The organism is Streptomyces thermospinosisporus, from assembly GCF_039526425.1.
Classification (GTDB): Bacteria; Actinomycetota; Actinomycetes; order Streptomycetales; family Streptomycetaceae; genus Streptomyces; species Streptomyces thermocarboxydovorans.
The window spans coordinates 1-25,073 of sequence record NZ_BAAAIZ010000039.1 but is presented as its reverse complement, the minus strand read 5'-3'; the positions used below and the strand labels follow the sequence as shown (position 1 = coordinate 25,073).

The following is a 25,073-nucleotide window of genomic DNA, read 5'->3' as shown; positions in this document are numbered from 1 at the left end:
TCGGGACGGTGGACGGGGCCCCGGAAACGGCGGAACCCGGCGCCACCTGACGGGGCGCCGGGTTCCGGTTGGGGGGACGGGGCGTATGGGGGTTACGCCGCGTGGACCACGTCCTTCTCCTCGGCGAAGTGGCAGGCCGACTCGTGGGCCGCCGGGGAGTCGGAGCCCTTGAACCGCTCGGGGACCGCAAGCAGCGGCACCTCGGTGGCGCACTTGTCCTGGGCCTTCCAGCAGCGGGTGCGGAAGCGGCAGCCGGACGGCGGGTTGGCCGGGGACGGCACGTCACCGGTGAGGATGATCCGCTCGCGGCCCTCCCGGGACTCGGGGTCCGGGACCGGGACGGCCGAGAGCAGGGCCTGGGTGTAGGGGTGGGTCGGGTGGTCGTAGATCTGCACATCGGTGCCGATCTCGGCGACCTTGCCCAGGTACATCACCCCGACGCGGTCGGAGATGTGACGGACGATCGACAGGTCGTGCGCGATGAAGATGTAGGACAGGTTGAACTCGTCCTGCAGACGCTCCATCAGGTTGATGACCTGCGCCTGGACGGAGACGTCCAGCGCGGAGACCGGCTCGTCGCAGATGATGATCTCCGGGTTGAGCGCCAGGCCGCGGGCGATGCCGATGCGCTGGCGCTGACCGCCGGAGAACTGGTGCGGATAGCGGTTGATGTACTCCGGGTTGAGACCGACCACGTCCAGCAGCTCCTGGACACGCTTGCGGCGGTCGCCCTTCGGAGCCACCTCGGGGTGGATGTCGAACGGCTCCCCGATGATGTCACCGACCGTCATCCGCGGGTTCAGCGAGGTGTACGGGTCCTGGAACACCATCTGGATGTTGCGGCGCACCGCCTTCAGCGCCCGGCCCGACAGCCGGGTGATGTCCTGGCCCTTGTAGAAGATCTCGCCGGCGGTGGCCTGCTCCAGGTTCATCAGCAGCTTGGCCACCGTGGACTTGCCGCAGCCGGACTCGCCCACGATGCCCAGGGTCTCGCCCTGGTAGAGGTCGAAGGAGACCCCGTCGACCGCCTTCACCGCGCCGACCTGCTTCTTGAACAGGATGCCCTGGGTGAGCGGGAAGTGCTTCACCAGGTTGCGGACCTGCAGGATCGGCTCACCGCGCTCGACCGGCGCCTCGATGGCGGCGACGGCCTCCTCCTCGGAGTGGGCGTCGACCTCGGCCACCTCGGAGACGTTGGGCGTGGCGTCGACCGGCTCGTCCTTCTTGCTGAGCTCAGCCATTGATCGTCTCCTTCCAGAAGTGGCACGCCGAGGCACGGCCGACCAGTTCGGTCCCGTCCGCCGCGGTCACCGGGTGCAGCGGCGGGACATCCGTACGGCAGATGTCCTGCGCCTTGGGGCAGCGCGGGTTGAACGCGCAACCGCTCGGGATCCGCGTCAGGTTCGGCGGCAGTCCCTTGATCGCGTACAGCTCCTGGCCCTTCTGGTCCAGGCGCGGGATCGAGTCCAGCAGACCCTTGGTGTAGGGGTGGGCCGGGCTCTTGTACAGGTCGTGCACCGGGGCGCGCTCCACGATCCGGCCGGCGTACATCACCGCGATCTTGTCGGCGACGTCCGCGACCACACCCAGGTCGTGGGTGATCAGGATCAGGCCCATCCGGTACTCGCGCTGCAGCTCCGCCAGCAGGTCCATCACCTGGGCCTGGACGGTCACGTCCAGGGCGGTGGTGGGCTCGTCGGCGATGATCAGGTCCGGCTCGAGGGCCAGCGCCATGGCGATCATGATGCGCTGGCGCATACCGCCGGAGAACTGGTGCGGGTAGTCGTTGACCCGCGCCGCGGCGGCCGGGATCTTCACCCGGTCCATCATCTCGATCGCCTTGGCCTTGGCGTCCTTCTTGGACAGGCCCTGATGCACCCGGAACATCTCGCCGAGCTGGTAGCCCACCGAGAGCACGGGGTTGAGGGAGGACAGCGCGTCCTGGAAGATCATCGCGATCTTCCGGCCGCGGATCTTCCGGCGCTCCTCCTCGGACAGCTTCAGCAGGTCCTGCCCGCGGAAGATGATCTCGCCCTTGGAGATGCGCCCCGGAGGCATGTCGAGGATGCCCATGATCGCCTGCGCGGTCACGGACTTGCCGGAGCCGGACTCGCCGAGGACGGCGAGGGTCTCGCCCGCGTCCACGGTGTAGTTGACCCCGTTGACGGCCTTGGCGGCACCGTCCCGCGTGTGGAACTCCACGTGCAGGTCCCGGACTTCGAGCAGGGGGCCGTCGAAGTCCTCGGCGCTCGGCTCGAGGACGGCGTCGGTCTTGTCGATGATGCTCACGTAACGCCTCCCTCAGCGCGACTTGGGGTCAAGGGCGTTGCGTACCGCATCGCCGAACATGAGGAACGCCAGCACCGTGAGGCTCAGCATCGCGGCCGGGAAGAACAGGACGTACTGCGCGGTGCGCAGGTAGTCCTTGCCCGCCGAGATGTCCTGGCCCCAGGAGATCGAGTCGGTCAGACCGATGCCCAGGAAGGACAGGGTCGCCTCGGCCGTGATGTAGCCGCCGAGCGCGATGGTGGCGACGACGATCACCGGGGCGACGGCGTTCGGAAGGATGTGCTTGAACAGGATCCGGCCGGTTCCGGCGCCGAGCGCCTTGGCGGCGGTGACGTAGTCGGCCTGCTTGACCGTGATCACCGAGCCGCGCATGACGCGTGCGATGGAGGTCCAGCCGAGGACCGCCAGGGACAGCGAGACCACGGGCACCGAACGCTCGGCGAAGGTGTTCAGGACCACCATGGCGCCGAGCAGGAACGGGATGCCGAAGAAGACGTCGGTGATGCGGGACATCACCGAGTCGATCCAGCCGCCGAAGTAGCCCGAGACCAGGCCGACCAGACCGCCGAGCAGGGTCACGGCCACGGTGACCACGACGCCGACGAGGATCGAGGCGCGGGTGCCGTGCAGCAGCCGGGCGTAGATGGAGCGGCCCTGGTGGTCGTAGCCGAGCCACTCGGCGGAGAAGACATGGCCGAGTTCGGGCTTCTGCAGGTAGTGCTTGGTCAGGTCGCCGTCCCGCGGGCTGACGTTGCCCGAGATGAACAGGTCCGGCACGGCGGCGATGACCAGCAGCAGCAGGATCAGACCCGCCGAGAGCAGGAACATCCAGTTGTGCCGCAGGTCGTACCAGGCGTCCGACCAGAGGCTGCGGGGCTTGCCGGGGGCGGGACCGGCGTCCGTGGCGAGGACGTTGTCCGCGGTGGTCGCGGCCTGGGCCGCCACGGCGGTGTCCGTTTTCGAGGCCAGCTCAGGCATAGCGAATCCTCGGGTCCAGGACCGCGTACAGCAGGTCGACGATCAGGTTGACGAAGAGGTAGATGAGCACCATCACCGTGACGATGCCCACCACCGTCGCTCCCTCGCGGCGGCTGAGGGCCTGGTAGACCAGGTTTCCGATGCCCTGCACGTTGAAGATGCCCTCGGTGACGATGGCGCCGGTCATCAGGTTGCCGATGTCGATGCCGAGGAAGGTGACCACGGGGATCATCGAGTTGCGCATCAGGTGCATGGAGATGATGCGCCGGCGCGGCAGACCCTTGGCGACCGCCGTGCGCATGTAGTCCGCGCGCAGGTTCTCCGCGATGGACGTACGCGTCAGACGCGCGACGTACGCCAGGGACAACGAGGCGAGGACGATGGCCGGCAGGAACAGCTGACTGAAGTTCATCGAGTCCTGGACGGTCGGCGTGGTCCAGCCGAGCTGCATGGCGAACAGCCACTGGAACAGGAAGCCGAGCACGAACGACGGCACCGAGATGAGCGCCAGCGTCAGCACGAGCACACCGGTGTCGGTCTTCTTGCCCGCGCGCATGCCGGAGAGGATGCCCAGCGACACGCCCACGAGGACGGTGAAGACGAAGGCGATGATCGTCAGGCGGACGGTGACGGGGAAGGCCTCGGCGATGACCTCGGCGACCGGGCGCCGGCTGGCGATCTGGGTGCCGAAGTCACCCTGCGGCAGGCCGGCGAGGTAGTTGACGTACTGCTGCCAGAGCGGCTTGTCGAGCCCGTACTCCGCCTTGATCGCCGCGATCTGCGACGGGTCCACCGACTGTTCTCCGTACAGCGCACGCACGGGGTCGCCGGGCAGCGCGTACATCATGAGAAAGATCAGCAGTGTCGTCCCGATGAACACCGGGATCATCTGGAGCAGTCGCCGCGCGACGTAGCGCCCCATGGTTCCTCCATGTCGGTCACAGCGGGAGAGGCCGACGGGCTGTCCGCTCCGTGTTCCGGAGACTCATGCCCGTCGGCCCCCCGCCGGCACCGGTGACGGCCCGGAAGGGGCCGTCACCCGCGTGCGAACTGTTCGATTACTTCTTGAGGACCTCGACGTCCTGCAGGACCGGGTCACCGTTGTTGTCGAACTTCACGTTCTTGACGTTCGTGGAGTAGCCGTAGTTGGCCTTGTAGTACCAGAGCGGGATGGCCGGCATCTTCTCGAACATGGCCTTCTCCGCCTCCTGGTAGGCCTTGATGGCGCCTTCCAGGTCCTTGGCGTTGTCGCCCTTCTTGAAGAGGGCGTCGATCTCCTTGTCGGCGAAGCCGGAGGTGTTGCCGTCCGCCTTGGAGCCGTACAGGTCCCGCATGAAGTTGACGTTCAGCGGGTAGTCCTGCACCCAGCCGCCGCGGTACATGGACTTGACCTTGTGGGCGTCACGCGTGTCCAGGTCGGTCTGGAAGTCCGGCTTGGAGTCGCCGGCGCACTCGACACCGGTGGCCTTGCGGATGCTGTTGCAGACCGCCTCGACCCACTCCTTGTGACCGCCATCCGCGTTGAACTGGATGAAGATCTTGTTGCCCGGAACGCCGCCGCCCTCCTTGATGAGCTGCTTGGCCTTGTCCGGGTTGTAGGTGAGGATGTCGCCCGCGACGCCCGGCTGGTAGCCGGCGACGCCCTTGGCCACGAAGCTGGTGGCGGGCTCACGGGTGCCGTTGAGGACGGTCTTGGTGATCGTCTCGCGGTCGATCGCCATCGACAGGCCCTGCAGGACCTTGGGGTCGATGTCCTTCCACTGCTTGGTGTAGAAGGCCGGGACGATCGACTGGACGGCGTTGTAGTCCTCGTCCACCGCGCGGTCACCGAGGTCGGCCTTGCGCTTGGGCAGGTCCTTCGGGCCGATCTGGCGGATGATGTCCAGGTTGTTGGAGAGCAGGTCCTGGTAGCCGGCCTCGACGGTGGTGTAGTTCTTGAAGATCACACCGCCGTTCTTGGGCTTGTCCGCGCCCTTGTAGTCGGCGTAGGCCTTGACCTCGATCTGCTTCTTGTGCTCCCACTTGACGAACTCGTAGGGGCCGTTGCCGACCGGCTTCTCGCCGTAGGCCTCGGGGTCCTTGAAGAATCCGCTGGGCAGCGGGGACCAGACGTCGTAGCCGAGCTTGTACTCGAAGTACGGGATCGGCGAGGACAGCTCGATGGTGAAGGTCTTGTCGTCGACGACCTTCAGACCGGACATCTTGTCGCTCTTCGGCTCACCCTTCTCCGGGTGAACGTCCTCGAAGCCCTTGATGTCGGAGAACCAGTAGCTGTTCGTCTGGTTGTTCTTGATGTTGGCGGCCCAGTTCCAGGCGTCCACGTAGGACTTGGCCGTGACCGGCTCGCCGTTGTGGAACTTCCAGCCGTCCTTGAGGGTGACCGTCCAGACCTTGTTGTCCTCGGTCTTGATGGACTCGGCGTTCTCGTAAACGATCTTGCCCTTGTCGTCGAAGTCGACAAGCTGGGAGAAGATCGCGCGGATGACCTTGGAGCCGTTCGACTCCTTGGCGTTCGCGGGCTGGAGCGGGTTCTGGGGCTCGCCGACGTCGACCGAGAAAATGCCCTTCGGGTCGACCTCGCCCTTGCCGTTGTCGCTGCCGCTGTCGCCGCTTCCCCCACCACAGGCGGTCGCGCCCAGCGCCACAACCGCGGCTATCGCGACCCACTTGGCGCTCTTGGCACCGCGCATGGGTTCCTCCTCATGAGTCCATTGGTTCACCGCAAAGAAGAGCACACGACGTGTCGCCGCCCACCGCCCGTCGCCGGTGTCGGAGATCGTCAGGTGCCCCCGCGCTCGTGAGTCGGCGCCGACAGCGCGTGACCCGTTCGTCCGAGCTCTACGCGCCTAACTATCTGCCATGCGCCAGGACCGAACCACACCCTCGAGGTCTCGGTTCGATCACAGCTCGGGCCTACATCTTCCAAAATCCGGACAAAGGGTTTGGTGAAAGATCCCTGCGAAACGGACTTGTTACACATCTACCGGGGTTGGGTGTCCGAATACCGGACACCCAGGTGAGAAAAACCGATTGCGCGTAACGTGACCGCATTGCAGGGTGACCGCAGGGGCTGCCGCGTGCTCAGCACACTTGGCCGGCAAGGCCGTTGGCCATGGGGACCTCGGACCCGGTTGCTGCCGGCCGTATGGGCGCTTTGCTCGTCGCAGGGTAGTGCGGAATGACCCCCTCCAACGCTTCTCCCAGCGAGATCGAGGGTTTTCCCTACGCCCGTCCGCCCCTGTTCGAGGGGCTCCCCCCGGCCCCCTCGGCCGGCCTCACCGCCGCCTCCCCGCGATGCATATGCGAACGGCACCGGGCACCCCTCGGCAGGGGCTTCCGGTGCCGTCTGCGGCGTCCTGCGGGCCGGTCAGGCGTGCTTGGCGCGGCTCGCGGCGCGGGCGCGCTCACGCTGGTCCAGGACCACCTTGCGGATCCGGACCGCCTCCGGGGTCACCTCGACGCACTCGTCGTCACGGCAGAACTCCAGCGACTGCTCCAGGGAGAGCTTGCGCGGCGGGACGATGGACTCGGTCACATCGGCGGTCGAGGACCGCATGTTGGTGAGCTTCTTCTCCTTGGTGATGTTGACGTCCATGTCGTCGGAGCGGGAGTTCTCGCCGACGATCATGCCCTCGTACACCTCGGTACCCGGCTCGACGAACAGCACGCCGCGCTCCTGAAGGTTGGTCATGGCGAACGCCGTGACCGTGCCGGCGCGGTCGGCCACCAGGGAGCCGTTGTTACGGGTCTGCAGCGGGCCGAACCAGGGCTCGTGCCCCTCGTGGATGGAGTGCGCGATACCGGTGCCCCGGGTCTGCGTCAGGAACTCCGTCCGGAAGCCGATCAGACCCCGCGACGGCACCACGAACTCCATGCGCACCCAGCCGGAGCCGTGGTTGGACATGTTGTCCATGCGGCCCTTGCGGACGCCCATGAGCTGGGTGACGGCACCCATGTGCTCCTCGGGCACGTCGATCGTCATCCGCTCGACCGGCTCGTAGACCTTGCCGTCGACCTCCTTGGTGACGACCTGCGGCTTGCCGACGGTCAGCTCGTAGCCCTCCCGGCGCATCGTCTCCACCAGGATCGCCAGGGCCAGCTCGCCGCGGCCCTGCACCTCCCAGGCGTCGGGCCGGTCGGTGTCCAGCACGCGCAGCGAGACATTGCCGATGAGCTCGCGGTCGAGGCGGTCCTTGACCTGGCGGGCGGTGACCTTGCGGTCCTTCACGGCCGCCTTCGCGTCGGCGCCCTTGCCGGTGCCGCCGCGGCCGACCAGCGGGGAGGTGTTGGTACCGATCGTCATGGAGATCGCCGGCTCGTCCACCGTGATCAGCGGCAGCGGCTTGGGGTTCTCCGGGTCGGCCAGGGTCTCGCCGATCATGATGTCGGGGATGCCGGCGACGGCGCAGATGTCACCGGGGCCCGCCTTCTCGGCCGGCCTGCGCGTGAGCGCCTCGGTCATCATCAGCTCGGAGATGCGCACATTGCTGACCGAGCCGTCGCGCTTCATCCAGGCGACGGTCTGCCCCTTCTTCAGCTCGCCCTGGTGCACGCGGAGCAGGGCGATACGGCCGAGGAAGTTGTCGGCGTCCAGGTTGGTCACATGCGCCTGGAGCGGGGCGCCCTCCTCGTAGGTGGGGGCGGGGATGTGCTCCAGGATCGTGGAGAAGAACGGCTCCAGCGAGTCGGAGTCGGCCGGCACGGTGCCGTCCTCGGGCTTGGTCAGCGAGGCGATCCCGTCCCGCCCGCACGCGTAGACGATCGGGAACTCGATCTGCTCCTCGTCCGCGTCCAGATCCAGGAACAGGTCATAGGTCTCGTTGACGACCTCGTCGATCCGGGCGTCCGGACGGTCCGTCTTGTTGATGCACAGGATGATCGGCAGCCGCGCCTGGAGCGCCTTGCGCAGCACGAACCGGGTCTGCGGCAGCGGGCCCTCGGAGGCGTCGACGAGCAGCACGACACCGTCGACCATCGACAGACCCCGCTCGACCTCGCCGCCGAAGTCGGCGTGGCCGGGGGTGTCGATGATGTTGATGGTGATGGGGTCCCCGCCCTCCTTGGGGTGATACTTCACCGCCGTGTTCTTGGCGAGGATCGTGATCCCCTTCTCACGCTCCAGGTCGTTGGAGTCCATCATGCGGTCGTCGACCTGGTCGAGCTGGTGCGCGGCGAAGGCGCCGGCCTGCTTGAGCATGCCGTCGACGATGGTGGTCTTGCCGTGGTCGACGTGAGCGACGATGGCGACGTTGCGGATGTCGTGGCGCGTGGCCATAAGCTGCCGTACTCCCGGAGTGGTGAGGAATGCCTCGCGCGAACGTCTGCGGTGCGCGGGCCCTGCCGGGCTGAACACGCCACGGCCTCACCCCATGGTACGGGGCGCGCCCCCGAACCCCTCGACCGGCTGTATCGCCGCAGGCCAGAGGCGTCTCCGCGCCTGCTCAGCCATGCCTTTGAAGGCACCCGGGGTGGGTGCTGGGCGAGGGTGGGGTGCGCTGGCCCCGCTGGAGGGGTGCCTCCCCCACTCTCGGCTGCGCTCGGGCGGGGGCACCCCCATCGCCCACCCTCCCCCACTCTCGACTTCGCTCGGGCGGGGGACCCCCATCGCCCCAGCGGCACGACTGCCCGCAGTGGGGCGGGGTCGGCTACCCACAGCTAGGTGGGCGGGTAGCCGCGCACGGCGGTCAGCAGGGCACCGGTCTTGGGCGGGCGCGGGCGCGCGCGGCGGGGAGGGGTCGGGGTGGTGGTGTCCGCCCGCAGCGGCTGGCGCGTCCGCGCCCGTACCCGAAAGGCGACCGATTTCGCGCCAGACCGAGGACGGATACCGCCGCCCCGGCCCCGACTCACCCACCGGCAGTGGGCGCTACGCGTACCCCCACCGGAGGGACAGTTGCGCCGCAGGCATCTCCACGCGCACCCCCACCCGCCCGCAGGGACGTGGTCAGTTCAAGCGGGACTGGGACGGAGATGACTTCCCGGGGCCCTGGGCGCCCTTCTTGAGGAAGCCCATGTCTTCGTAGACGGGGGTCCGGAAGCCGAAGGCTCCGGCGTTGGCGAGGTTCTTGCGGGCCGCCACCAGCTGGGGGCGCTGGTAGAGGGGGAGGGAACCGGCCGCGGCCCAGATGCGGGAGTCGGCCTTGCGCAGCAGCGCGCTGCGCTCGGAGTCGTCCAGGGTCGTGATCGCCTGGTCGAAGAGCTGGTCCACCTGGTCGGTGCCGACCCGCGTGTAGTTCTGCGCCACGTTCAGCGAGCCGTCCGCGCCCGGGACCGGCTTGGCGTACACCGGCCGGGCGTCCGTCGCCGGATACGCCGTGGCCGGCCACGAGTACAGGGCCAGATCGAACTCACCGGACGCGATGTGGTCCTTGAAGTAGCTCTCGTCGTCGACCTTGGAGATCTCGGTCCGGATACCGATCTTCTTCAGCATCCGGGAGATCCGCTCGGCCACGGTGCGCAGCGCGTCCGAGCCCGGCCCGCTCGGGACCACGAAGCGCAGGGTGAGGGCCTTGCCGTTCTTGGCGACCGGCGCGTTCTCCGCATTGGCGGGCGCCGCCGTGCCCTTGGGTGCGTAGGCCCCGGGCGCGCCGCCCTGCTTGTGCCGCGCCGTCCCGTCGTGCGCCAGCTGCCCTTCACCGTCCAGCGTGGCGGAATTCCGCGGCGCCTTCCCGTCATCCCCCGCGTCGTCTTCGTTCCCGTCGTTCCCGTCGTTCCCGTCGTTCCCGTCGTTCCCGTCGTTCTCCTCGCCGACGATGTACGTGCCGTCGTCGTCGCTCCCAGACTCGCCCGACTCCTCTCCGGAGGACTTCTCAGAGCCGGCGGCCTCCTTCCCCTCCCCCTCGTCCTTCGTCTTCTCCTTCACCGGCCCACCCGGCACCCACCCCGCATCCGCCAGCAGCGCCCGCGCCTCCGCCGCGTCCTGCTCCCCGAGCGCCCCGCTGTTGTCCGCGTAGGCGGCCTGCCCGGACAGGGCAAGATGGCTGCCGACCGGCTCGCTCGGCAGACCGAGCGGCTTGAGCACCGCCTCCGCCAGCGCCTTGCGGTCCAGCGCCCGCGCCACCGCCCGCCGCACCCGCTCGTCCGCCAGCGGCCCCTCCGCCCCGTTCAGCGCGAGCTGCGTGTACGCCGGCTCCAGCGACTTGCGCACCTCGAAGCCCGCCAGCGCCTTCTGCTCCCGCGCGTACTCGGCCGCAGCCTCCGCCCGCTCCTCCCGCTCGGCGGCCTCCTCGTCGGCCGCCTCCTCGTCGGAGCCCTTGGCCACCGCCCAGGAGCGCAGCGCCTCGGCGGCGGACCTGCCGGACTTGCCGTCCCCGGGACCCATCAGCGGCTCGTTCTGGCCCTTGCCCTTGGGCCGCGCGGCGACCGTGATCCGCTCGGCGGCGCCAGGGTCGATCTCGGCCAGATCGATCTCGCCCTCGGCGAGCGCGGAGATCCGCTCGTCCCGGGGCACCTCCCGCAGCACGATCTTCTTCAGCCGGGCCGGCGCGCCCCACCAGCGGGGATTGCGGGTGAGGGTGACCTCGTCGTCCTCCCGGTCGACCTTCTTCACCTTGAACGGCCCGGCGCTGATCTTCAGCTTCTTGCGCGCCCCGTCATTGAAGGCGTCCGGGGTGCCGGTGACCTCCTTGGGGTACAGCGGCGAGAACAGCGACCGCCAGTCCGCGTAGGTGCGGCTGAAGGTGACCTTGACCTCGAGATTCCCCTTGCCGCGCTCGATCTTCTCGATGCGGTCGTAGCCGGCGTTGCGGGCGGTCCAGTAGGCGCTGTCCTTGCCGGACAGGGCGCGCCACTGCGCGGCGAAGTCGGCGGCGCCGATCTCCCGGCCGTCGCTCCAGACGGCCTGCTGGTTGAGCCGGTACAGCACGACCTGCTTGGGCTCGGTGTCGACGACCTCCGCGGACTCCAGGTAATCGGGGTTGCGCACCGGCCGGCCGCGGCTGTCCATGCGGAACATCGACGGCAGGACGGCCTGGGCGATCCGGGTGGTGGTGGCGTCCGCGTCCGCCTGGAAGGTGTTCAGGGTGGCGGGGACGGTGTCCACACCCCAGCGCAGGGTGCCGCCGTCGGCGACGTCCGCGCGGGCGGCGGGCCGGATGTCCGCTCCGGCGAGCGGCTTGCCCGCCGGGTCCTCGGAGCCGCATCCGGCCAGCGCGGTCACCGCGAGCGCTCCCGCGGTCAGGAAGGCGACCGAGCGCATGACCGCGCGCGGGCCGACGCCGTCGTGGGACATCTCTGGTTACCTCCGGAAAGCCGCGGGCGTTACGATCACTTTTGGTGGTATTTGGCGCTCATCTGATGTATGCGGCCACTGAAGAGGAAAGGGTTCGGCAACCGAGAGCGACACGGCGACCGCAGGCCGCAAGCCCACCCGTGCGGCGCAACGCATCGTGTGATGCGCCGATGCGCCTCGGCCAATCGATGCACATCCCTTCACAGCACAAGGTGTGACGCGCAACACTCGCAGGCGCATGAGCGTTGCCGCCTTGGGCCGTGAAGGACCCGCGGAAGTGAGGGCAAGTCATGTCCGTGCACGACGAACTGACAACCGTCCAGCGGTGTCTCGACGATCTGATGCGGTCGGTGGGGCGCCTGGAGAAGCAGCTCGGCGCAGGCGGCCTGGAGATGCGCCGCGTGCGCACCGACGCGGGTCACCTGCGGGAGAGCGTCGCGCTGCTGCGGGAGACGGCCGGCACCCCTGCCACCGCGCAGAGGCGGCCCGACCTCGTCACCATCTCCGACACCCCCTACGACCCGTCGCTGTGGGTCGACACCGACGACGAGGGTCTCGGCGCACGCGACCGGCACGCGCCCTGACCCGGCGGCAGCGTCCCGCAGGCAGCACCCGCCGACCCGTCGGCAGCATTCGCCGCCCGCGTCCGGCAGCAGTCCCCCCGTCTGCTGCCGGACGCGCCTATTGACCCCTAGCGGAGTGGACACGTGGCCACTGGTACGGAACCTCCCGACACCGAATCCCACCCCCCAAGCGGCGGCGTGCGCAGCGCCACGCGCGCCGCGATCGACGCGCCCCACCTGCGGACCGACCGCTGGTGGCTGGCCCCGGCCGCCACCGCGGCCGGTCTGCTCGCCTTTGTCGTGTACTCGACCTGGCGGGCCCTCGCCAACGCCGACTACTACGCGGCCCCGTACGTCTCGCCCTTCTACTCGCCGTGCCTCGCCGAGAACTGCGAGCCGATGAGGGGCGGCCCGAACTGGGCGCTCTTCGGTGACTGGTGGGGCCTGTCACCGGCGATCATCATCCTGATCTTCCCGCTGGGCTTCCGGCTGACCTGCTACTACTACCGCAAGGCCTACTACCGGGGCTTCTGGGCGTCCCCGCCGGCCTGCGCGGTGGCCGAGCCGCACAAGAAGTACACCGGCGAGACCCGCTTCCCGCTGATCCTGCAGAACATCCACCGCTACTTCTTCTACGCGGCGGTGCCGGTCGCCGGCATCCTCACCTACGACACCGTGCTCGCCTTCCGCGACGAGGACTACGCGTGGGGGCACATGGGGCTCGGCACCCTCGTGTTCCTGGTCAACATCGTCCTGATCTGGGCGTACACCCTGTCCTGCCACTCCTGCCGGCACATCGTGGGCGGCAAGCTCAAGCACTTCTCCCGGCACCCCGTGCGCTACCGGATGTGGCAGCTCGTGGGGCGGCTGAACGCCCGGCACATGCAGCTCGCCTGGGCGTCCCTGGTGAGCGTGGCGCTCGCCGATCTGTACGTCTTTCTGATCGCGTCCGGTGTCTTCGAGGATCCGAGGTTCTTCTGATGTCCGTGGTCGACCGGCAGGAGTGGGACGTCGTCGTGGTCGGGGCGGGCGGCGCCGGACTGCGCGCCGCCATCGAGGCCCGCGAGCGGGGCGCCCGTACGGCCGTGATCTGCAAGTCGCTGTTCGGCAAGGCGCACACCGTGATGGCCGAGGGCGGCATCGCGGCGGCGATGGGCAATGTCAACGCCGGGGACAACTGGCAGGTGCACTTCCGCGACACCATGCGCGGCGGCAAGTTCCTCAACCAGTGGCGGATGGCGGAGCTGCACGCCCAGGAGGCGCCCGCGCGGGTGTGGGAGCTGGAGACCTGGGGCGCGCTGTTCGACCGGACCAAGGACGGCCGGATCTCCCAGCGCAACTTCGGCGGGCACGAGTACCCGCGCCTGGCGCACGTCGGCGACCGCACCGGCCTGGAGCTGATCCGCACCCTGCAGCAGAAGGTCGTCGCGCTGCAGCAGGAGGACTTCAAGGAGACCGGGGACTACGAGTCCCGGCTGAAGGTCTTCCAGGAGTGCACGGTCACCCGGGTGCTCAAGGACGGCGAGCGGGTCAGCGGGGTCTTCGGCTACGAGCGGGAGTCGGGCCGGTTCTTCGTGCTGGAGGCGCCCGCCGTGGTGATCGCCACCGGCGGCATCGGCAAGTCGTTCAAGGTGACGTCGAACTCGTGGGAGTACACCGGCGACGGGCACGCGCTGGCGCTGCTGGCGGGCGCGCCGCTGCTGAACATGGAGTTCGTGCAGTTCCATCCGACGGGCATGGTCTGGCCGCCGTCGGTGAAGGGGATCCTGGTCACCGAGTCGGTCCGCGGCGACGGCGGGGTGCTCAGGAACTCCGAGGGCAAGCGGTTCATGTTCGACTACATCCCGGACGTCTTCAAGGACAAGTACGCCGAGTCCGAGGAAGAAGCCGACCGCTGGTACGACGACCCGGACCACAATCGCCGCCCGCCGGAGCTGCTGCCCCGCGACGAGGTGGCCCGCGCCATCAACGCCGAGGTGAAGGCGGGCCGGGGCTCGCCGCACGGCGGGGTGTTCCTGGACGTGTCCACCCGGATGCCGGCGGAGGTCATCAAGCGCCGGCTGCCGTCGATGTACCACCAGTTCAAGGAGCTGGCGGACGTCGACATCACGGCCGAGCCGATGGAGGTCGGGCCGACCTGCCACTACGTGATGGGCGGCATCGCGGTGGACTCCGACTCGGCGGCGGCGCGCGGGGTGCCGGGTCTTTTCGCGGCCGGTGAGGTCGCGGGCGGCATGCACGGCTCCAACCGGCTGGGCGGCAACTCTCTGTCCGACCTGCTGGTGTTCGGCCGCCGGGCGGGCTGGCACGCGGCGGAGTACGCCGGCGAGCGGGCCTCCGCACGGCCCCGGGTGGACGACACCCAGATCGACGCGGCGGCGGCCGAGGCGCTGCGGCCGTTCTCCGCGGAGGGCCAGGAACCGGCCGACGGCCCGCCGGAGAACCCGTACACCCTGCACCAGGAACTGCAGCAGACGATGAACGACCTGGTCGGCATCATCCGCCGGGAGCACGAGATGCGGCACGCCCTGGAGAAGCTCGCCGAGCTGCGGGCGCGGGCCCGCCGGGCCGGGGTCGAGGGCCACCGGCAGTTCAACCCCGGCTGGCATCTGGCGCTGGACCTGCGGAACATGCTGCTGGTCAGCGAGTGCGTGGCGCGGGCCGCCCTGGAGCGCACCGAGTCGCGCGGCGGCCACACCCGGGAGGACTACCCGGCCATGGACCGCACGTGGCGCAACGTCAATCTGCTGTGCCGGCTGTCCGATCCCTCCGGCGGCCTCGCGGCCGGCGACCCGGTCCGCGGGCAGATCTCCCTCACCCGCGAGACCACCGAACCCATCCGCCCCGACCTGCTCGCTCTCTTCGAGAAGGAGGAGCTGGTCAAGTACCTCGCCGAAGAGGAGCTGTACGAGTGAGCAGCTACGAGGCCCGCTTCAAGGTGTGGCGGGGGGACGTGCAGGGCGGCGGCCTGGAGGACTTCAAGGTCGAGGTGAACGACGGCGAAGTGGTCCTCGACATCATCCACCGCCTGCAGGCCACCCAGGCCCCCGACCTCGCCGTGCGCTGGAACTGCAAGGCAGGCAAGTGCGGTTCCTGCTCTGCGGAGATCAACGGGCGTCCCCGGCTGATGTGCATGACCCGCATGTCGGTGTTCGACCCGGACGAGACCATCACCGTGGCGCCGCTCAGGACGTTCCCGGTGATCCGTGACCTGGTGACGGACGTCGGCTTCAACTACACCAAGGCCCGGCAGGTCCCGGCGTTCGTGCCGCCGGAGGGCCTCGGCCCGGGCGAGTACCGGATGATGCAGGAGGACGTGGACCGCCCGCAGGAGTTCCGCAAGTGCATCGAGTGCTTCCTGTGCCAGGACGTCTGCCATGTGGTGCGCGACCACGAGGAGAACAAGCAGGCGTTCGCCGGTCCCCGCTTCCTGATGCGGGTGGCGGAGCTCGACATGCATCCGCTGGACGCGGCCGAGGAGTCCGGCCTGGACCGCAAACGCACGGCCCAGGACGAGCACGGCCTCGGCTACTGCAACATCACCAAGTGCTGCACGGAGGTCTGCCCCGAAGGCATCAAGATCACGGACAACGCCCTGATCCCGCTGAAGGAACGGGCGGTGGACCGCAAGTACGACCCGCTGGTCTGGCTCGGCAACAAGATCCGCCGCCGGCCTGCTTCCTCGGGGTGAGGGGGCAAGGGGAACGTCACACATGGGTGGGCGGCCTGGCTCGGGCGGCGCGCAGGCCACCCGTCATCCCCACGGGCGCCGGCGTCACCCGGGCCGGCCCACCCAGCCCTCCTGGTACGCCTTCCAGTCTGCTTCCGTGGCCGTGAAGTCGACGTAGAGGGCGACGCCGAAGGCCGCGCGGTCCGCGTCGGTGCGGGACAGGCCGAGGCGGACGCCGCGGACCGCGGCCGGGACGGTCTCGGCGTGCCCCCAGTGGCTGAAGTCGCTCTCGTAGAAGGCGGGCAGGCCCATCAGCAGGTCGGTGCCGGGCGGGGTGGCCTCCAGCGCCGGCGAGGTCTGCTGGGCCACATAGCCTCCGTAGGTGAACGTCCTCCGCCGGTCGCTGCTCCGTACGCGTCATGCCGGCCCCCTCGCCGCCGTCGGTGCAAGGGAGGACGACGATCACTGGGGCGCCGGTTGCGATCACCGAGCACCGCGCCCCCCGGCGCGGCAGACACGGCCGACGGCCACGCGGGCTCAGAACAGGCTCAGCAGGGCCTCCGCAGGGTCGGTGAGGCCGGTTTCGCCGCCGGGCAGGGGCAGTTCGAACCACACGGTCTTGCCGCGCGGCGTGCGGCGGGAGCCCCAGGCCGCGCTGAGCAGGCCGACGAGCTGGAGGCCGCGTCCGCCCTCGTCGGTGTCCCGGGCACGGCGGCGGCGGGGCTGGACCAGTCCCGAGTCCCAGACCTCGCAGACCAGGGTGCGGTCGAGCAGCAGCCGCAGTCTGATCTCGCCCTCGCCGTAGCGCAGGGCGTTGGTGACCAGCTCGCTGACCAGCAGCTCGGTGGTGTCGACCAGGGCTTCCATGTCCCAGTGCAGCAGCTGGTTGCGGGCGAACTCGCGGGCACGGCCCACACTGCGCGGCTCGCGCGGCAGGGTCCAGTCGCCCACGCAGTCCGCGGGCAGTCCCTGCACGCGGGCCATCAGCAGGGCGATGTCGTCCTCGCCGTGGTGGGTGTCGAGCGTGTTGAGGACGTGGTCGCAGACGTCCTCGAGGTTGGAGTAGCCGTCGGCGCGCGCCGTGGGCGAGGTGTGGGGGCCGGGCGACGGGCGGGCGGGGTCGGTGAGCGCGCCGACGAAGGCCTGCAGGCCCTCGTCGATGGACTGGTCGCGGCTTTCGACCAGTCCATCCGTGTAGAGCGCGAGCAGAGCGCCTTCGGGCAGTTCGACCTCGACCTCCTCGAAGGGCTCCCCGCCGACGCCGAGCGGCATGCCGGGCGGCACGTCCAGCATCAGGGCGGACTCGCCCGGTTCGACCAGCACGGGCGGAAGATGGCCCGCGTTGGCGAAGGTGCAGCGCCGGGTCACCGAGTCGTAGACGGCGTAGACGCAGGTCGCCAGGTAGACCTCGGAGAGGTCGGCCTCGCGGGGGCGGCGGGCGGCGCGGGTGGCCTGCTGGACGCCGCCGGGCGCGCCGAGGCCGCGGGCGATCTCGTCCAACTGGGAGAGCACCTCGGCCGGTTCAAGATCCAGCTGGGCCAGGGTCCGCACGGCGGTGCGCAGTTCGCCCATGGCGACCGCGGCGCGCAGTCCGCGGCCCATCACGTCGCCGACGACCAGGGCCGTGCGGTGGCCGGGGAGTTCGATGACGTCGAACCAGTCGCCGCCGACCTCGCTGGGGCGTCCGGTGGCCGCGTTGCCGGGCAGATAGCGGCAGGCGATGTCGAGTCCGGAGGCCTCGGGGTCGCCGGGCGGCAGCAGGGACCGCTGCAGTATCAGGGCACGCTCGTGCTCCCGCCGGTACAGACGGGCGTTGTCGATGCAGACGGCGGCGCGGGCCGCCAGCTCGACCGCCAGGTCCCGGTCGCGGTCGCCGAACGGTTCGCTGCCCTTGGTGCGGGCGAACTGCGCCAGTCCCACCACGGTGTCGTGGGCGACCATCGGCACGGCGAGCGTCGACTGCACCAGGCCGCCCTCCTCGCCGGCCACGGTCTGCGGCCGGGCGGTGCGCAGGGCGTCCGCGCAGGGCGAGTTGAACGGGTAGTGGTGGACGGCGCCCAGCTTGACGGGCTCCCCGGTGCCGCTGAACGGCCCGTCGGAGACGGCGCTGGCGAAGGCGACCCGGCGCACCTCGGCGCTGCCGTCGGCCAGCCCGGGCGGGGTCTCGTCACCGACCAGAAGCCCCTGGTAGAGGTCGACGGTGGCGAGGTCGCAGAAGCCCGGGACGACCACGTCGAGGAGTTCCCGGGCGGTGGTCTCCAGGTCGAGGGAGTTGCCGATGCGGGCCCCGGCCTCGTTGAGCATGGCCAGGTTGCGGCGGGCGGCGGCGGCCTCGCGGGCGGCGGCGCGGCGGGCGGTGATGTCGGTGCCCAGCCAGGCGATGCCGATGGGGCGGCCGGAGCCGCTGTGCACGCGGTAGAGGTTGACGGACCAGTGGCGGCGCTCGTCGGAGCCGGGCACGAACCCGGTGACGTGCATGTCGGTGATGGACTCGCCGGTCTCCAGCACCCGGCGCAGCGTCGCGGCGACCCGCTCGGCCTCGGCGCGCGGCAGATAGTCGTGAACGCCCTTGCCGCGGTGGTCGTCGGGGGTACCGCCGAAGATGGAGGCGAACCGCTCGTTGGCTCGGCGGACCTTCAGATCGGTGTCGATCAGCACGAAGCCGAACGGGGATTGACCGAATATGGCCTGCGAGGCGGCCAGGTCGGTCTCGATGCGGCGCAGGGTGCGCACATCGACGACGATGCAGACGGCGGCCCGCTCTCCGTCCTCGGTGCGGGTCGGCATGACGTACACCTCGGCGAGGCCCGTCTCGCCGCGTTCGAGCTCGCCCGTGCCGCCGGACTCCGGCACCCGGAAGGGCACCACGCCGGTCCATTCGCGGCCGTCGAGGATCTCGGCCATCTTGCGGTGGCCCTGCTCCCGCCGGTCCGGGTCGATGAAGGCGTCGATGGGGTCCATGCCGACGGCTCGCTCGGCAGGGATGCCGAAGAGCTGCTCGGCGCGCAGGCTCCACTGGTCGACCAGTCCGTCCGGGCCGATGGAGAAGGAGGCCACCTTGATGTAGTCGTACATGGAGCCGGGCGGGCTGGACTGCCACATCGGGTCGGCGGAAGCGGCATCGCCGCCCCGCCCCGGCACCGGGCCGTCGACGGCATCGCTCCTCGCGCCGTCCGACGGGTCCTCGGACTCCGTGGCCTTCGCTGGTATCTCGCTCACGCGAACCGTCCCCTCCAGCTCACCGCGTCCGGCACCGGTCACCGGGGGCGGCTGCCCGCAGTATCCAGCACTACGGCGCCGCACAACACGGTGTTCACGATCACAGCACGGTCCCGATGCTTTTCGGTCCGCGCCGTGAGAACACTCCCAGTCTTCTAACCAGCGGACACGTCGCTGAATCCCCCTGTTCGGCAACGGTCACAGGCGTGATCCAGCCGATCGACAGCGCGGCCGGACGCGTACACCCCGGGGACCGCCGGACGGGGCGGACGAGAACCCTCCGCCGCCCGGTCGGACGGGGCGGACGAGAACCCTCCGCCGCCCGGTCGGACGGGGCGGACGCGTGGCCCCGAAGCCCGTTCTCGGGCGGGGTGGACGCGAGGCCTTGCGCAGCTCCGTCGGGCGGGCGGTCACATGGCCCCCGAAACACCGTCGGGCAGGGGCGGACGCGGGGTCTCCGAAGCACCGTCGGACAGGACGGCCACGTACTTCCGAAGCTCCCGTCCGGCGGGGCGGTCCCGTCCGTCCCGTACACCGTCAGGCCGGCACTCCCAGCTCGAACCACACGGTCTTCCCGGCGCCTCCGGGCCGGGTGCCCCAGCGGCGGGAGGCGGAGGCGACGAGCCGCAGTCCGCGCCCGCTCTCGTCGTCGGGCCGGGCGTCCTTTTCACGCGGCAGCTCCGGCAGCGGGTCGGAGACCTCCACCCGCAGCACGTCGTTGAGGCTGGTGGGGCGGACGAGGCGGACCTCGATAGGGCCCCTGGCGTGCCGCAGGGAGTTGGTGACCAGTTCGCTGACCAGCAGTGCGGCCAGGTCGCTCAGGCGGTCCAGATCCCAGCGGTGCAACTGGTCGCGGACCGCGGAACGAGCGGCGCGCACGGCGCCGGGTTCCGCGGGGAAGGTCCACGCGGCACAGTCGCCCTCGGTGTCGATCACGCGGATCACTTCCCAGGCGAGCGAGACACCCCTGTCCGATTCAGCGGCGTCAACAATTCACATACCCGACATCCGGGGCGTTTTACCGTCCGGGGTGCATCACAGCGTGCGGGATGCGCGGGGGCTCACGCCGGCTCCCTCCTCATGCACCGATGCGCCCAGGCGTGACCCGGCGTCCGAACCCGCAACAGCTCCGGCCGCTCAGGTGTCCTGCCCCGCCGGAGCGGCATGGGCGAGGGTGGCCTCGACGGCCGGGACGTCGTGGTCGAGCCAGTCGACGTGCCAGATTTCGGCGGGGGTGAGCCAGCGCAGCTCGTCGTGGTCCTGGAGCGGGCGCGGGGCGGCGGAGCCGGGGCACAGTGCGGCGGTCCACACCTGCATGACATACGGCGGTTTCAGCGGCCACTCCCCCGGCACCCGCTCACCGGCCTCGACGCTGACACCGAGCTCCTCGCGCAACTCCCTTACGACAGCGGCCCGGGAGCTCTCTCCCGGCTCCACCTTGCCGCCGGGCAGCTCCCAGCGGCCGGCCAGTTCGGCCGGTGCGCTGCGGCGTGCGGCCAGCAGCCTCCCCTCGTGCCACAGGGCCGCGCCGACCACCACGATCCGCTCACTCATGCGCCGGAGCCTACCTACGGGAGCGCGCTCACCGAATGCGTGTCAGCTCGCGGCGCTGCCGTTCTGGCCGATGCGTTCGACCCAGTAGAGCTGTTTGTGACCCTTGCTGTCGAGGCTGTCCGCGATCTTCTGCGCCTCGGCGCGGGTCGCGTAACGGCCCACACGGTAGCGATTGCCGTTGTCGTCCTGACGCACGACGAGCCAGGGCAGAGTGACTGTGCCGTCGTTCATCGCGCCCCTCCACTTCCCGCCCGCAGCCTGTGCCGCGCCCCGCCCGGTAAGGAAACCGCAGTCCGCATATGCCCGAGCCTACGCCTTACCTTTACGCAGCGAACACGCCTTTACACAAAGAGGTACGCAACCAGCCAGAACGCAGGGGGCGCACGGTGGTGAATGCGCCGTGCGCCGTGCTCGACACATCCGGTCAGAAGCACGTCGTTCCAGCCGTGCCGTCCCGGGACGACCTGCGAGAACGACCGGATCGCTACGGCCCGGGTGCGGGCCGGGGCCCGGCCGACGCGCCGGTGCGCGGCCGCGTGCGGGGCGCGAGAGGGGCGCGCGGATGGCCGGGAACGGACGGGAACAGACGGGGAGGAATGAGGACGGACGGGAACGGACCGGAACGGACCGGACGGCCGAGCAGACGGAGACGAAACCCAGCCACACGCCCGTCCGGGCGGGGCCGCTCCCTCCCGATGGCTACTTCACCGGCAGGTGATACGCCACGCGGTACCGGTCGGCGGGGATGACCACGTCCGCCGTCTCCACCGGCCGGCCCGAGGCGAAGTACGTCCGCTGGACGACCAGGACGACATGGCCGGGAACCCCACCCAGCAGGGCCAGTTCCTCGGCGAGGCCGGGGCGCGCGCCGACCTCCTCGGTGACGTTGTCCACGATCACGTCGATGGCGCGCATCCGCTCGACGACGCCCATGCCGCCGAGCGGGCCCTCCTCGGGCAGCATCACCGGCGTCCGCCCGGTCAGCGCGAGCGGCTCCCACGAAGTGGAGAGCATCATCGGCTCCCCGCCCTCCCGGAACACGTACTTGGTGCGCATCACCCGGTCTCCGGGCTCGATACCCAGCCGCTCGGCGACGGCACCGCGCGCCTCGGTCTGCTCGCTGCTGGACTCCCAGGTGCCGTGCACCGAGGCGTCGGCCTGCTCCTGCCGGAAGGGCGTGGCCCCGCGCTCGGGGCGGAAGCCGGAGCGCGCGATGCGCCGCGGCACGGGCCGCTCACGGACGTACGTCCCGGAGCCGGAGCGGCCCTCGACGAGGCCCTCCGCCATGAGCACCTTGCGGGCCTCCAGCGCCACCGTGTCCGAGACGCCGTACTCCTCGCGGATCTTGGCCTGGGAGGGGAGGCGGGTGTGCGGGGGCAGCAAGCCGTCGACGATCTTCTTGCGGAGATCACCTGCGACACGCAGATACGCCGGCTGCTCACCGAATGTCACTGGCCGCTCCCATCAGGTTGTACAGACAGCAACAGCCTGGCAACCCAGGGTTCGCTCAGGCAAGCACGGGCCAGAGAATCACTCGAAGTGATGACAGGCGCCGCTGAAACCCTTCACGCAGGCACTTTCTCCCCGCTACCGCGCCCGCCACACCCGCGCTTCACCGCCTTCCGCCCGGCGCGCGGGCTCACCGCCGGAGCCTGACGGGGACACGGCAACACCCAAAGCCTCGCGGGCGGTCACCGGCTGCCCGCCGGGCGTGGTCCCGCCCTCCCGCAGCGAACCGATGAGCCCGCTCCTGGCGTCCCGGTGGCCGAAGACGGCCCGGGAGCCGGGGACGGGTCGGGAGGGCCCTGGGGCCCCGGGGGCAGAGGTGTGGACACGGCGACCGTGCTCCTGTCCGGCTGCGAGCAACGAGAGGACGCGTGGGGGGCGTTGGGTGGCTTTTTTGGGGGAGAGAGACCGGCGTGCGGCTCGCCGCATCGTATGCGCGGGACGACCGGGCTCGGCAGCGGGGTCGGATTCAGCCGTCCCCGGTCCGCTCGGCGGACGCGGGGAGACACCGGACGCACCGGACGCGCGGGGACATGCCTCGTCCTCGCGGCGGGCGGGGTCGGTGCCCCGTGCCGGTCCGCTCGGCGGACGCGGGGAGACACCGGACGCACCGGACGCGCGGGGACATGCCTCGTCCTCGCGGCGGGCGGGGTCGGTGCCCCGTGCGGTCCGCGAGGACGAGGGTGGTGGTGCGGGTGTGCGTCAGGGACCTGATGCCAGGTCAGTCGGAACTCAGAACTGCAGGCCCCAGCTGTTGAGGCGGCCGGTGTCCCACCAGGCGTTGTCGCTGACGCGCAGCTTCCAGGTGCCGTTCGCCGTCTCCGAGGAGGCGTCGACGGTGTAGGTGGTGTTGATGTTGTCCGAGCTGCCGCCGGTGCCGTAGTCCTTCAGCGTGTAGGCGGTGCCGTCGGGGGCGACCAGCTGGATGCGCAGGTCACCGATGTAGGTGTGGGTGATGTTCACGTCCACGGCCAGGTCGGACGGGGCGTTGCCGGAGATGCCGGAGACGGTCACCGGGGATTCGACGGTGGACAGGTCGGAGATGGTCGCGCCCTCGGTGTTCTCGAAGCGGTCGCCGTCCGGGGGCGGGGTGGTGCCGCCGTCGCCCACGTACAGCAGGCGGTTGGGTGAGCCGCTGCCGGGGCTGCCGACGACGCCGGTGGTGGCGGCGGAGGTCAGCGCGGTGGAGACCTGCGAGGGGCTGGCCGAGGGGTTGTCGGCCAGGTACAGGGCGGCCGCTCCGGCGACGTGCGGGCTCGCCATGGAGGTGCCGGAGATGGTGTTGGTGGCCGTGTCGCTGGTGCGCCAGGCGGAGGTGATGGAGGAGCCGGGCGCGAACAGGTCAAGGACCGAGCCGTAGTTGGAATAGCTTGCGCGGGCGTCGCTGGAGGTGGTGGCGCCGACCGTGATGGCCTCGGTGACCCGGGCCGGGGACTTGGTGGAGGCGTCGGTGGACTCGTTGCCGGCCGCGACGACGAAGGTGACGCCGGAGGCGATGGCGTTGCGGACGGCCGTGTCCAGGGCGCTGTCGGCGCCGCCGCCGAGGGACATGTTGGCGACGGCCGGCTTGACGGCGTTGCGGGCCACCCAGTCGATGCCGGCGACGACCTGGGCGGTGGTGCCGGAGCCGGAGTTGTTCAGCACCCGGACGGCGACGATCTTCGCCTTCTTGGCGACGCCGTAGGAGCTGCCCGCAACGGTGCCGGCCACATGGGTGCCGTGGCCGTGGCCGTCCTGGGCGACGTTGTCGTTGTCGATGGCGTCGTAGCCGTTGGAGGCGCGGCCGCCGAAGTCGTTGTGCGAGATGCGCACGCCGGTGTCGATGACGTACGCGGTGACGCCCTCACCGGCCTTGTCCGGGTAGGTGTAGGAGCTGTTGAGCGGCAGGTTCCGCTGGTCGGCGCGGTCCAGGCCCCAGGAGGGCGGGTCGGGCTGGGTGCCGGTGACGTGGAAGGTGCGGTTCTGGATCACCGAGGCGACGGCGGGGTCGGCGGCGAGACGTTTCGCCTCGCTCTCGGAGGCCTCGATCTCGTAGCCGTTGAGGGCCTTGGTGTAGGTCCGTTCGATGTCGGCGCCGTACTTCTTGGCGAGCGCGCGGCCCTCGGCGGAGCCGGCCCTGGCGCCCTTGAGGGTGATGATGTAGCTGCCCGGGACGGCGTTGGCGGCGTCCTCGTACTGGATGGCGCCCTCGGCGGCCGAGGCGGGGAGGGCGGAGACCAGGCTCGCGGTGAGCGCCGCGGTGGCCAGCGCTCCGATCGCGGCCATTCTTCGCCGGGTGCTGCGGACATGACGCATGAGGGGTCCTCCTCAGTCGGTGGTGCCTGTGGGGTGGTGCACGCCGAGCCGGCCGCCCCGTTCGCGCCATGCGGCCCAATTCAGTCATGACCATGACAACGTGGCGGCGGCGTGTGTGCGTCAGCCGAAAGATTGAGGGTTCCACAGGAATTCCACAAGGGCCCTGCGCGAAAGAAACAGAACCGCCAAGCAGCCGTCATAGTCCGTCATGTACGAACCGTCGGACGTACCGTCAGATTCTTGCGTCCTGCGCGGTGTTGTCCGCCTTACTTGTGTCGCCCGTGCTGCGCGCCAGCCGCAGCTGCTCCTCCTCGACGATCCGGCGGGCGATCGCGGCGTCGGAGATGTCCACGGCGTCCGGGCTGGCCTCGGCGGTGTCGCTGCGCCGGGCGTAGGCGTCGAACAGGCGGCTCTTGTTCTCCAGGATCTGCAGCAGCCGTTCGTCCACGCTGTTCGTCGCCAGCAGCCGGTGCACCTGCACCGGACGGGTCTGCCCCATGCGGTGCGCGCGCGCCACGGCCTGATGCTCCAGCGTGGGCTTGACCTGCGGCTCGCACAGCACGACCACGGAGGCCGCCTGGAGGTTGAGCCCGACACCGCCGGCCTCGATCTGCGAGAGCAGCACCGCGGGCCCGTCGGTGCCGGTGAAATCGTCGACGATCTGCTGGCGTCCGGCGGCGGAGACCGACCCGGATATCGGGCCCAGGACGACGGGCCGCGCCCCCGCGCCGCCATCCGCGCCGCCGGCTCCGCCCGCACCGCCCGCGCCGCC

The 25,073-nt window shown here is 70.2% G+C and carries 17 protein-coding genes and 2 pseudogenes; 4 read left to right on the top strand and 15 right to left on the bottom strand.

Annotated elements, in window-relative coordinates; all coding sequences use genetic code 11:
• Positions 1–92: 92 nt before the first annotated feature.
• From ABD207_RS14535 to ABD207_RS14505, 7 genes are all read right to left on the bottom strand, one after another.
• Entirely contained in the window at positions 93–1,241 is a 1,149-nt protein-coding gene (locus ABD207_RS14535; RefSeq protein WP_344013125.1) for an ABC transporter ATP-binding protein, read from the bottom strand.
• Positions 1,234–2,289, bottom strand: a complete 1,056-nt coding sequence (locus ABD207_RS14530) for an ABC transporter ATP-binding protein (RefSeq protein WP_344013124.1) — start codon at positions 2,287–2,289, stop codon at positions 1,234–1,236. The genes ABD207_RS14535 and ABD207_RS14530 overlap by 8 nt, the downstream gene beginning before the upstream one ends.
• 12 nt (positions 2,290–2,301) lie before the next feature.
• On the bottom strand, positions 2,302–3,267 hold the full coding sequence (locus tag ABD207_RS14525) for an ABC transporter permease (protein WP_344013122.1): 966 nt from the start codon (positions 3,265–3,267) through the stop codon (positions 2,302–2,304).
• Positions 3,260–4,189, bottom strand: a complete 930-nt coding sequence (locus ABD207_RS14520) for an ABC transporter permease (RefSeq protein ID WP_344013120.1) — start codon at positions 4,187–4,189, stop codon at positions 3,260–3,262. Before ABD207_RS14520 ends, ABD207_RS14525 begins: the two co-directional genes overlap by 8 nt.
• A gap of 136 nt (positions 4,190–4,325) precedes the next feature.
• Complete coding sequence (locus ABD207_RS14515; protein WP_344013118.1) at positions 4,326–5,957, bottom strand: peptide ABC transporter substrate-binding protein; 1,632 nt, start codon at positions 5,955–5,957, stop codon at positions 4,326–4,328.
• Positions 5,958–6,634: 677 nt separating this feature from the next.
• Positions 6,635–8,542: a translational GTPase TypA gene (typA, locus tag ABD207_RS14510; RefSeq protein ID WP_344013116.1), complete on the bottom strand. Its 1,908-nt coding sequence runs from the start codon at positions 8,540–8,542 to the stop codon at positions 6,635–6,637.
• A 666-nt stretch (positions 8,543–9,208) separates the two neighbouring features.
• Entirely contained in the window at positions 9,209–11,494 is a 2,286-nt protein-coding gene (locus tag ABD207_RS14505; RefSeq protein WP_344013114.1) for an ABC transporter family substrate-binding protein, read from the bottom strand.
• Between the two features lie 290 nt (positions 11,495–11,784).
• On the opposite strand from ABD207_RS14505, the gene ABD207_RS14500 reads away from it, so the two are divergent.
• The 4 genes from ABD207_RS14500 to ABD207_RS14485 all read left to right on the top strand — a co-directional run bounded on the left by ABD207_RS14500 (position 11,785) and on the right by ABD207_RS14485 (position 15,748).
• Positions 11,785–12,078, top strand: a complete 294-nt coding sequence (locus tag ABD207_RS14500; RefSeq protein WP_344013112.1) for a hypothetical protein — start codon at positions 11,785–11,787, stop codon at positions 12,076–12,078.
• A 123-nt stretch (positions 12,079–12,201) separates the two neighbouring features.
• Entirely contained in the window at positions 12,202–13,038 is an 837-nt protein-coding gene (locus tag ABD207_RS14495; RefSeq protein ID WP_344013110.1) for a hypothetical protein, read from the top strand.
• Entirely contained in the window at positions 13,038–14,972 is a 1,935-nt protein-coding gene (locus tag ABD207_RS14490) for a fumarate reductase/succinate dehydrogenase flavoprotein subunit (protein ID WP_344013108.1), read from the top strand. Before ABD207_RS14495 ends, ABD207_RS14490 begins: the two co-directional genes overlap by 1 nt.
• Complete coding sequence (locus ABD207_RS14485) at positions 14,969–15,748, top strand: succinate dehydrogenase/fumarate reductase iron-sulfur subunit (RefSeq protein ID WP_344013105.1); 780 nt, start codon at positions 14,969–14,971, stop codon at positions 15,746–15,748. The genes ABD207_RS14490 and ABD207_RS14485 overlap by 4 nt, the downstream gene beginning before the upstream one ends.
• A gap of 84 nt (positions 15,749–15,832) precedes the next feature.
• Here ABD207_RS14485 and ABD207_RS14480 read toward each other — a convergent pair.
• From ABD207_RS14480 to ABD207_RS14445, 8 genes and pseudogenes are all read right to left on the bottom strand, one after another.
• Positions 15,833–16,111 (bottom strand): annotated as a pseudogene (locus ABD207_RS14480) (hypothetical protein); the annotation flags it as partial.
• 153 nt (positions 16,112–16,264) lie between these two features.
• The gene (locus ABD207_RS14475; protein WP_344013103.1) at positions 16,265–18,946 is read right to left on the bottom strand and encodes a SpoIIE family protein phosphatase; all 2,682 of its coding nucleotides are present in this window, start codon (positions 18,944–18,946) and stop codon (positions 16,265–16,267) included.
• A 537-nt stretch (positions 18,947–19,483) separates the two neighbouring features.
• Positions 19,484–19,882: an ATP-binding protein gene (locus ABD207_RS14470; protein ID WP_344013101.1), complete on the bottom strand. Its 399-nt coding sequence runs from the start codon at positions 19,880–19,882 to the stop codon at positions 19,484–19,486.
• Positions 19,883–20,083: 201 nt separating this feature from the next.
• A complete protein-coding gene (locus tag ABD207_RS14465) occupies positions 20,084–20,500 on the bottom strand; it encodes a (deoxy)nucleoside triphosphate pyrophosphohydrolase (RefSeq protein WP_344013099.1) in 417 nt (138 codons plus the stop codon).
• A 42-nt stretch (positions 20,501–20,542) separates the two neighbouring features.
• A pseudogene (locus ABD207_RS14460) lies at positions 20,543–20,764 on the bottom strand (SPOR domain-containing protein); the annotation flags it as partial.
• Positions 20,765–21,199: 435 nt separating this feature from the next.
• Positions 21,200–21,952: a GntR family transcriptional regulator gene (locus tag ABD207_RS14455; RefSeq protein WP_167994246.1), complete on the bottom strand. Its 753-nt coding sequence runs from the start codon at positions 21,950–21,952 to the stop codon at positions 21,200–21,202.
• 786 nt (positions 21,953–22,738) lie between these two features.
• The gene (locus ABD207_RS14450; RefSeq protein ID WP_344013098.1) at positions 22,739–24,301 is read right to left on the bottom strand and encodes a S8 family peptidase; all 1,563 of its coding nucleotides are present in this window, start codon (positions 24,299–24,301) and stop codon (positions 22,739–22,741) included.
• A 232-nt stretch (positions 24,302–24,533) separates the two neighbouring features.
• A partial coding sequence (locus ABD207_RS14445) for a helicase-related protein (RefSeq protein ID WP_344013096.1) occupies positions 24,534–25,073 on the bottom strand: 540 nt, incomplete at its 5' end.

Bases quoted from the DNA above. Each gene is read 5' to 3' on its own strand.
- ABD207_RS14535 (WP_344013125.1), bottom strand. From the start codon at position 1,241: ATGGCTGAGCTCAGCAAGAAGGACGAGCCGGTCGACGCCACGCCCAAC.
- ABD207_RS14525 (WP_344013122.1), bottom strand. From the start codon at position 3,267: ATGCCTGAGCTGGCCTCGAAAACGGACACCGCCGTGGCGGCCCAGGCC.
- ABD207_RS14520 (WP_344013120.1), bottom strand. From the start codon at position 4,189: ATGGGGCGCTACGTCGCGCGGCGACTGCTCCAGATGATCCCGGTGTTC.
- ABD207_RS14515 (WP_344013118.1), bottom strand. From the start codon at position 5,957: ATGCGCGGTGCCAAGAGCGCCAAGTGGGTCGCGATAGCCGCGGTTGTG.
- typA (WP_344013116.1), bottom strand. From the start codon at position 8,542: ATGGCCACGCGCCACGACATCCGCAACGTCGCCATCGTCGCTCACGTC.
- ABD207_RS14505 (WP_344013114.1), bottom strand. From the start codon at position 11,494: ATGTCCCACGACGGCGTCGGCCCGCGCGCGGTCATGCGCTCGGTCGCC.
- ABD207_RS14500 (WP_344013112.1), top strand. From the start codon at position 11,785: ATGTCCGTGCACGACGAACTGACAACCGTCCAGCGGTGTCTCGACGAT.
- ABD207_RS14490 (WP_344013108.1), top strand. From the start codon at position 13,038: ATGTCCGTGGTCGACCGGCAGGAGTGGGACGTCGTCGTGGTCGGGGCG.
- ABD207_RS14465 (WP_344013099.1), bottom strand. From the start codon at position 20,500: ATGAGTGAGCGGATCGTGGTGGTCGGCGCGGCCCTGTGGCACGAGGGG.
- ABD207_RS14450 (WP_344013098.1), bottom strand. From the start codon at position 24,301: ATGCGTCATGTCCGCAGCACCCGGCGAAGAATGGCCGCGATCGGAGCG.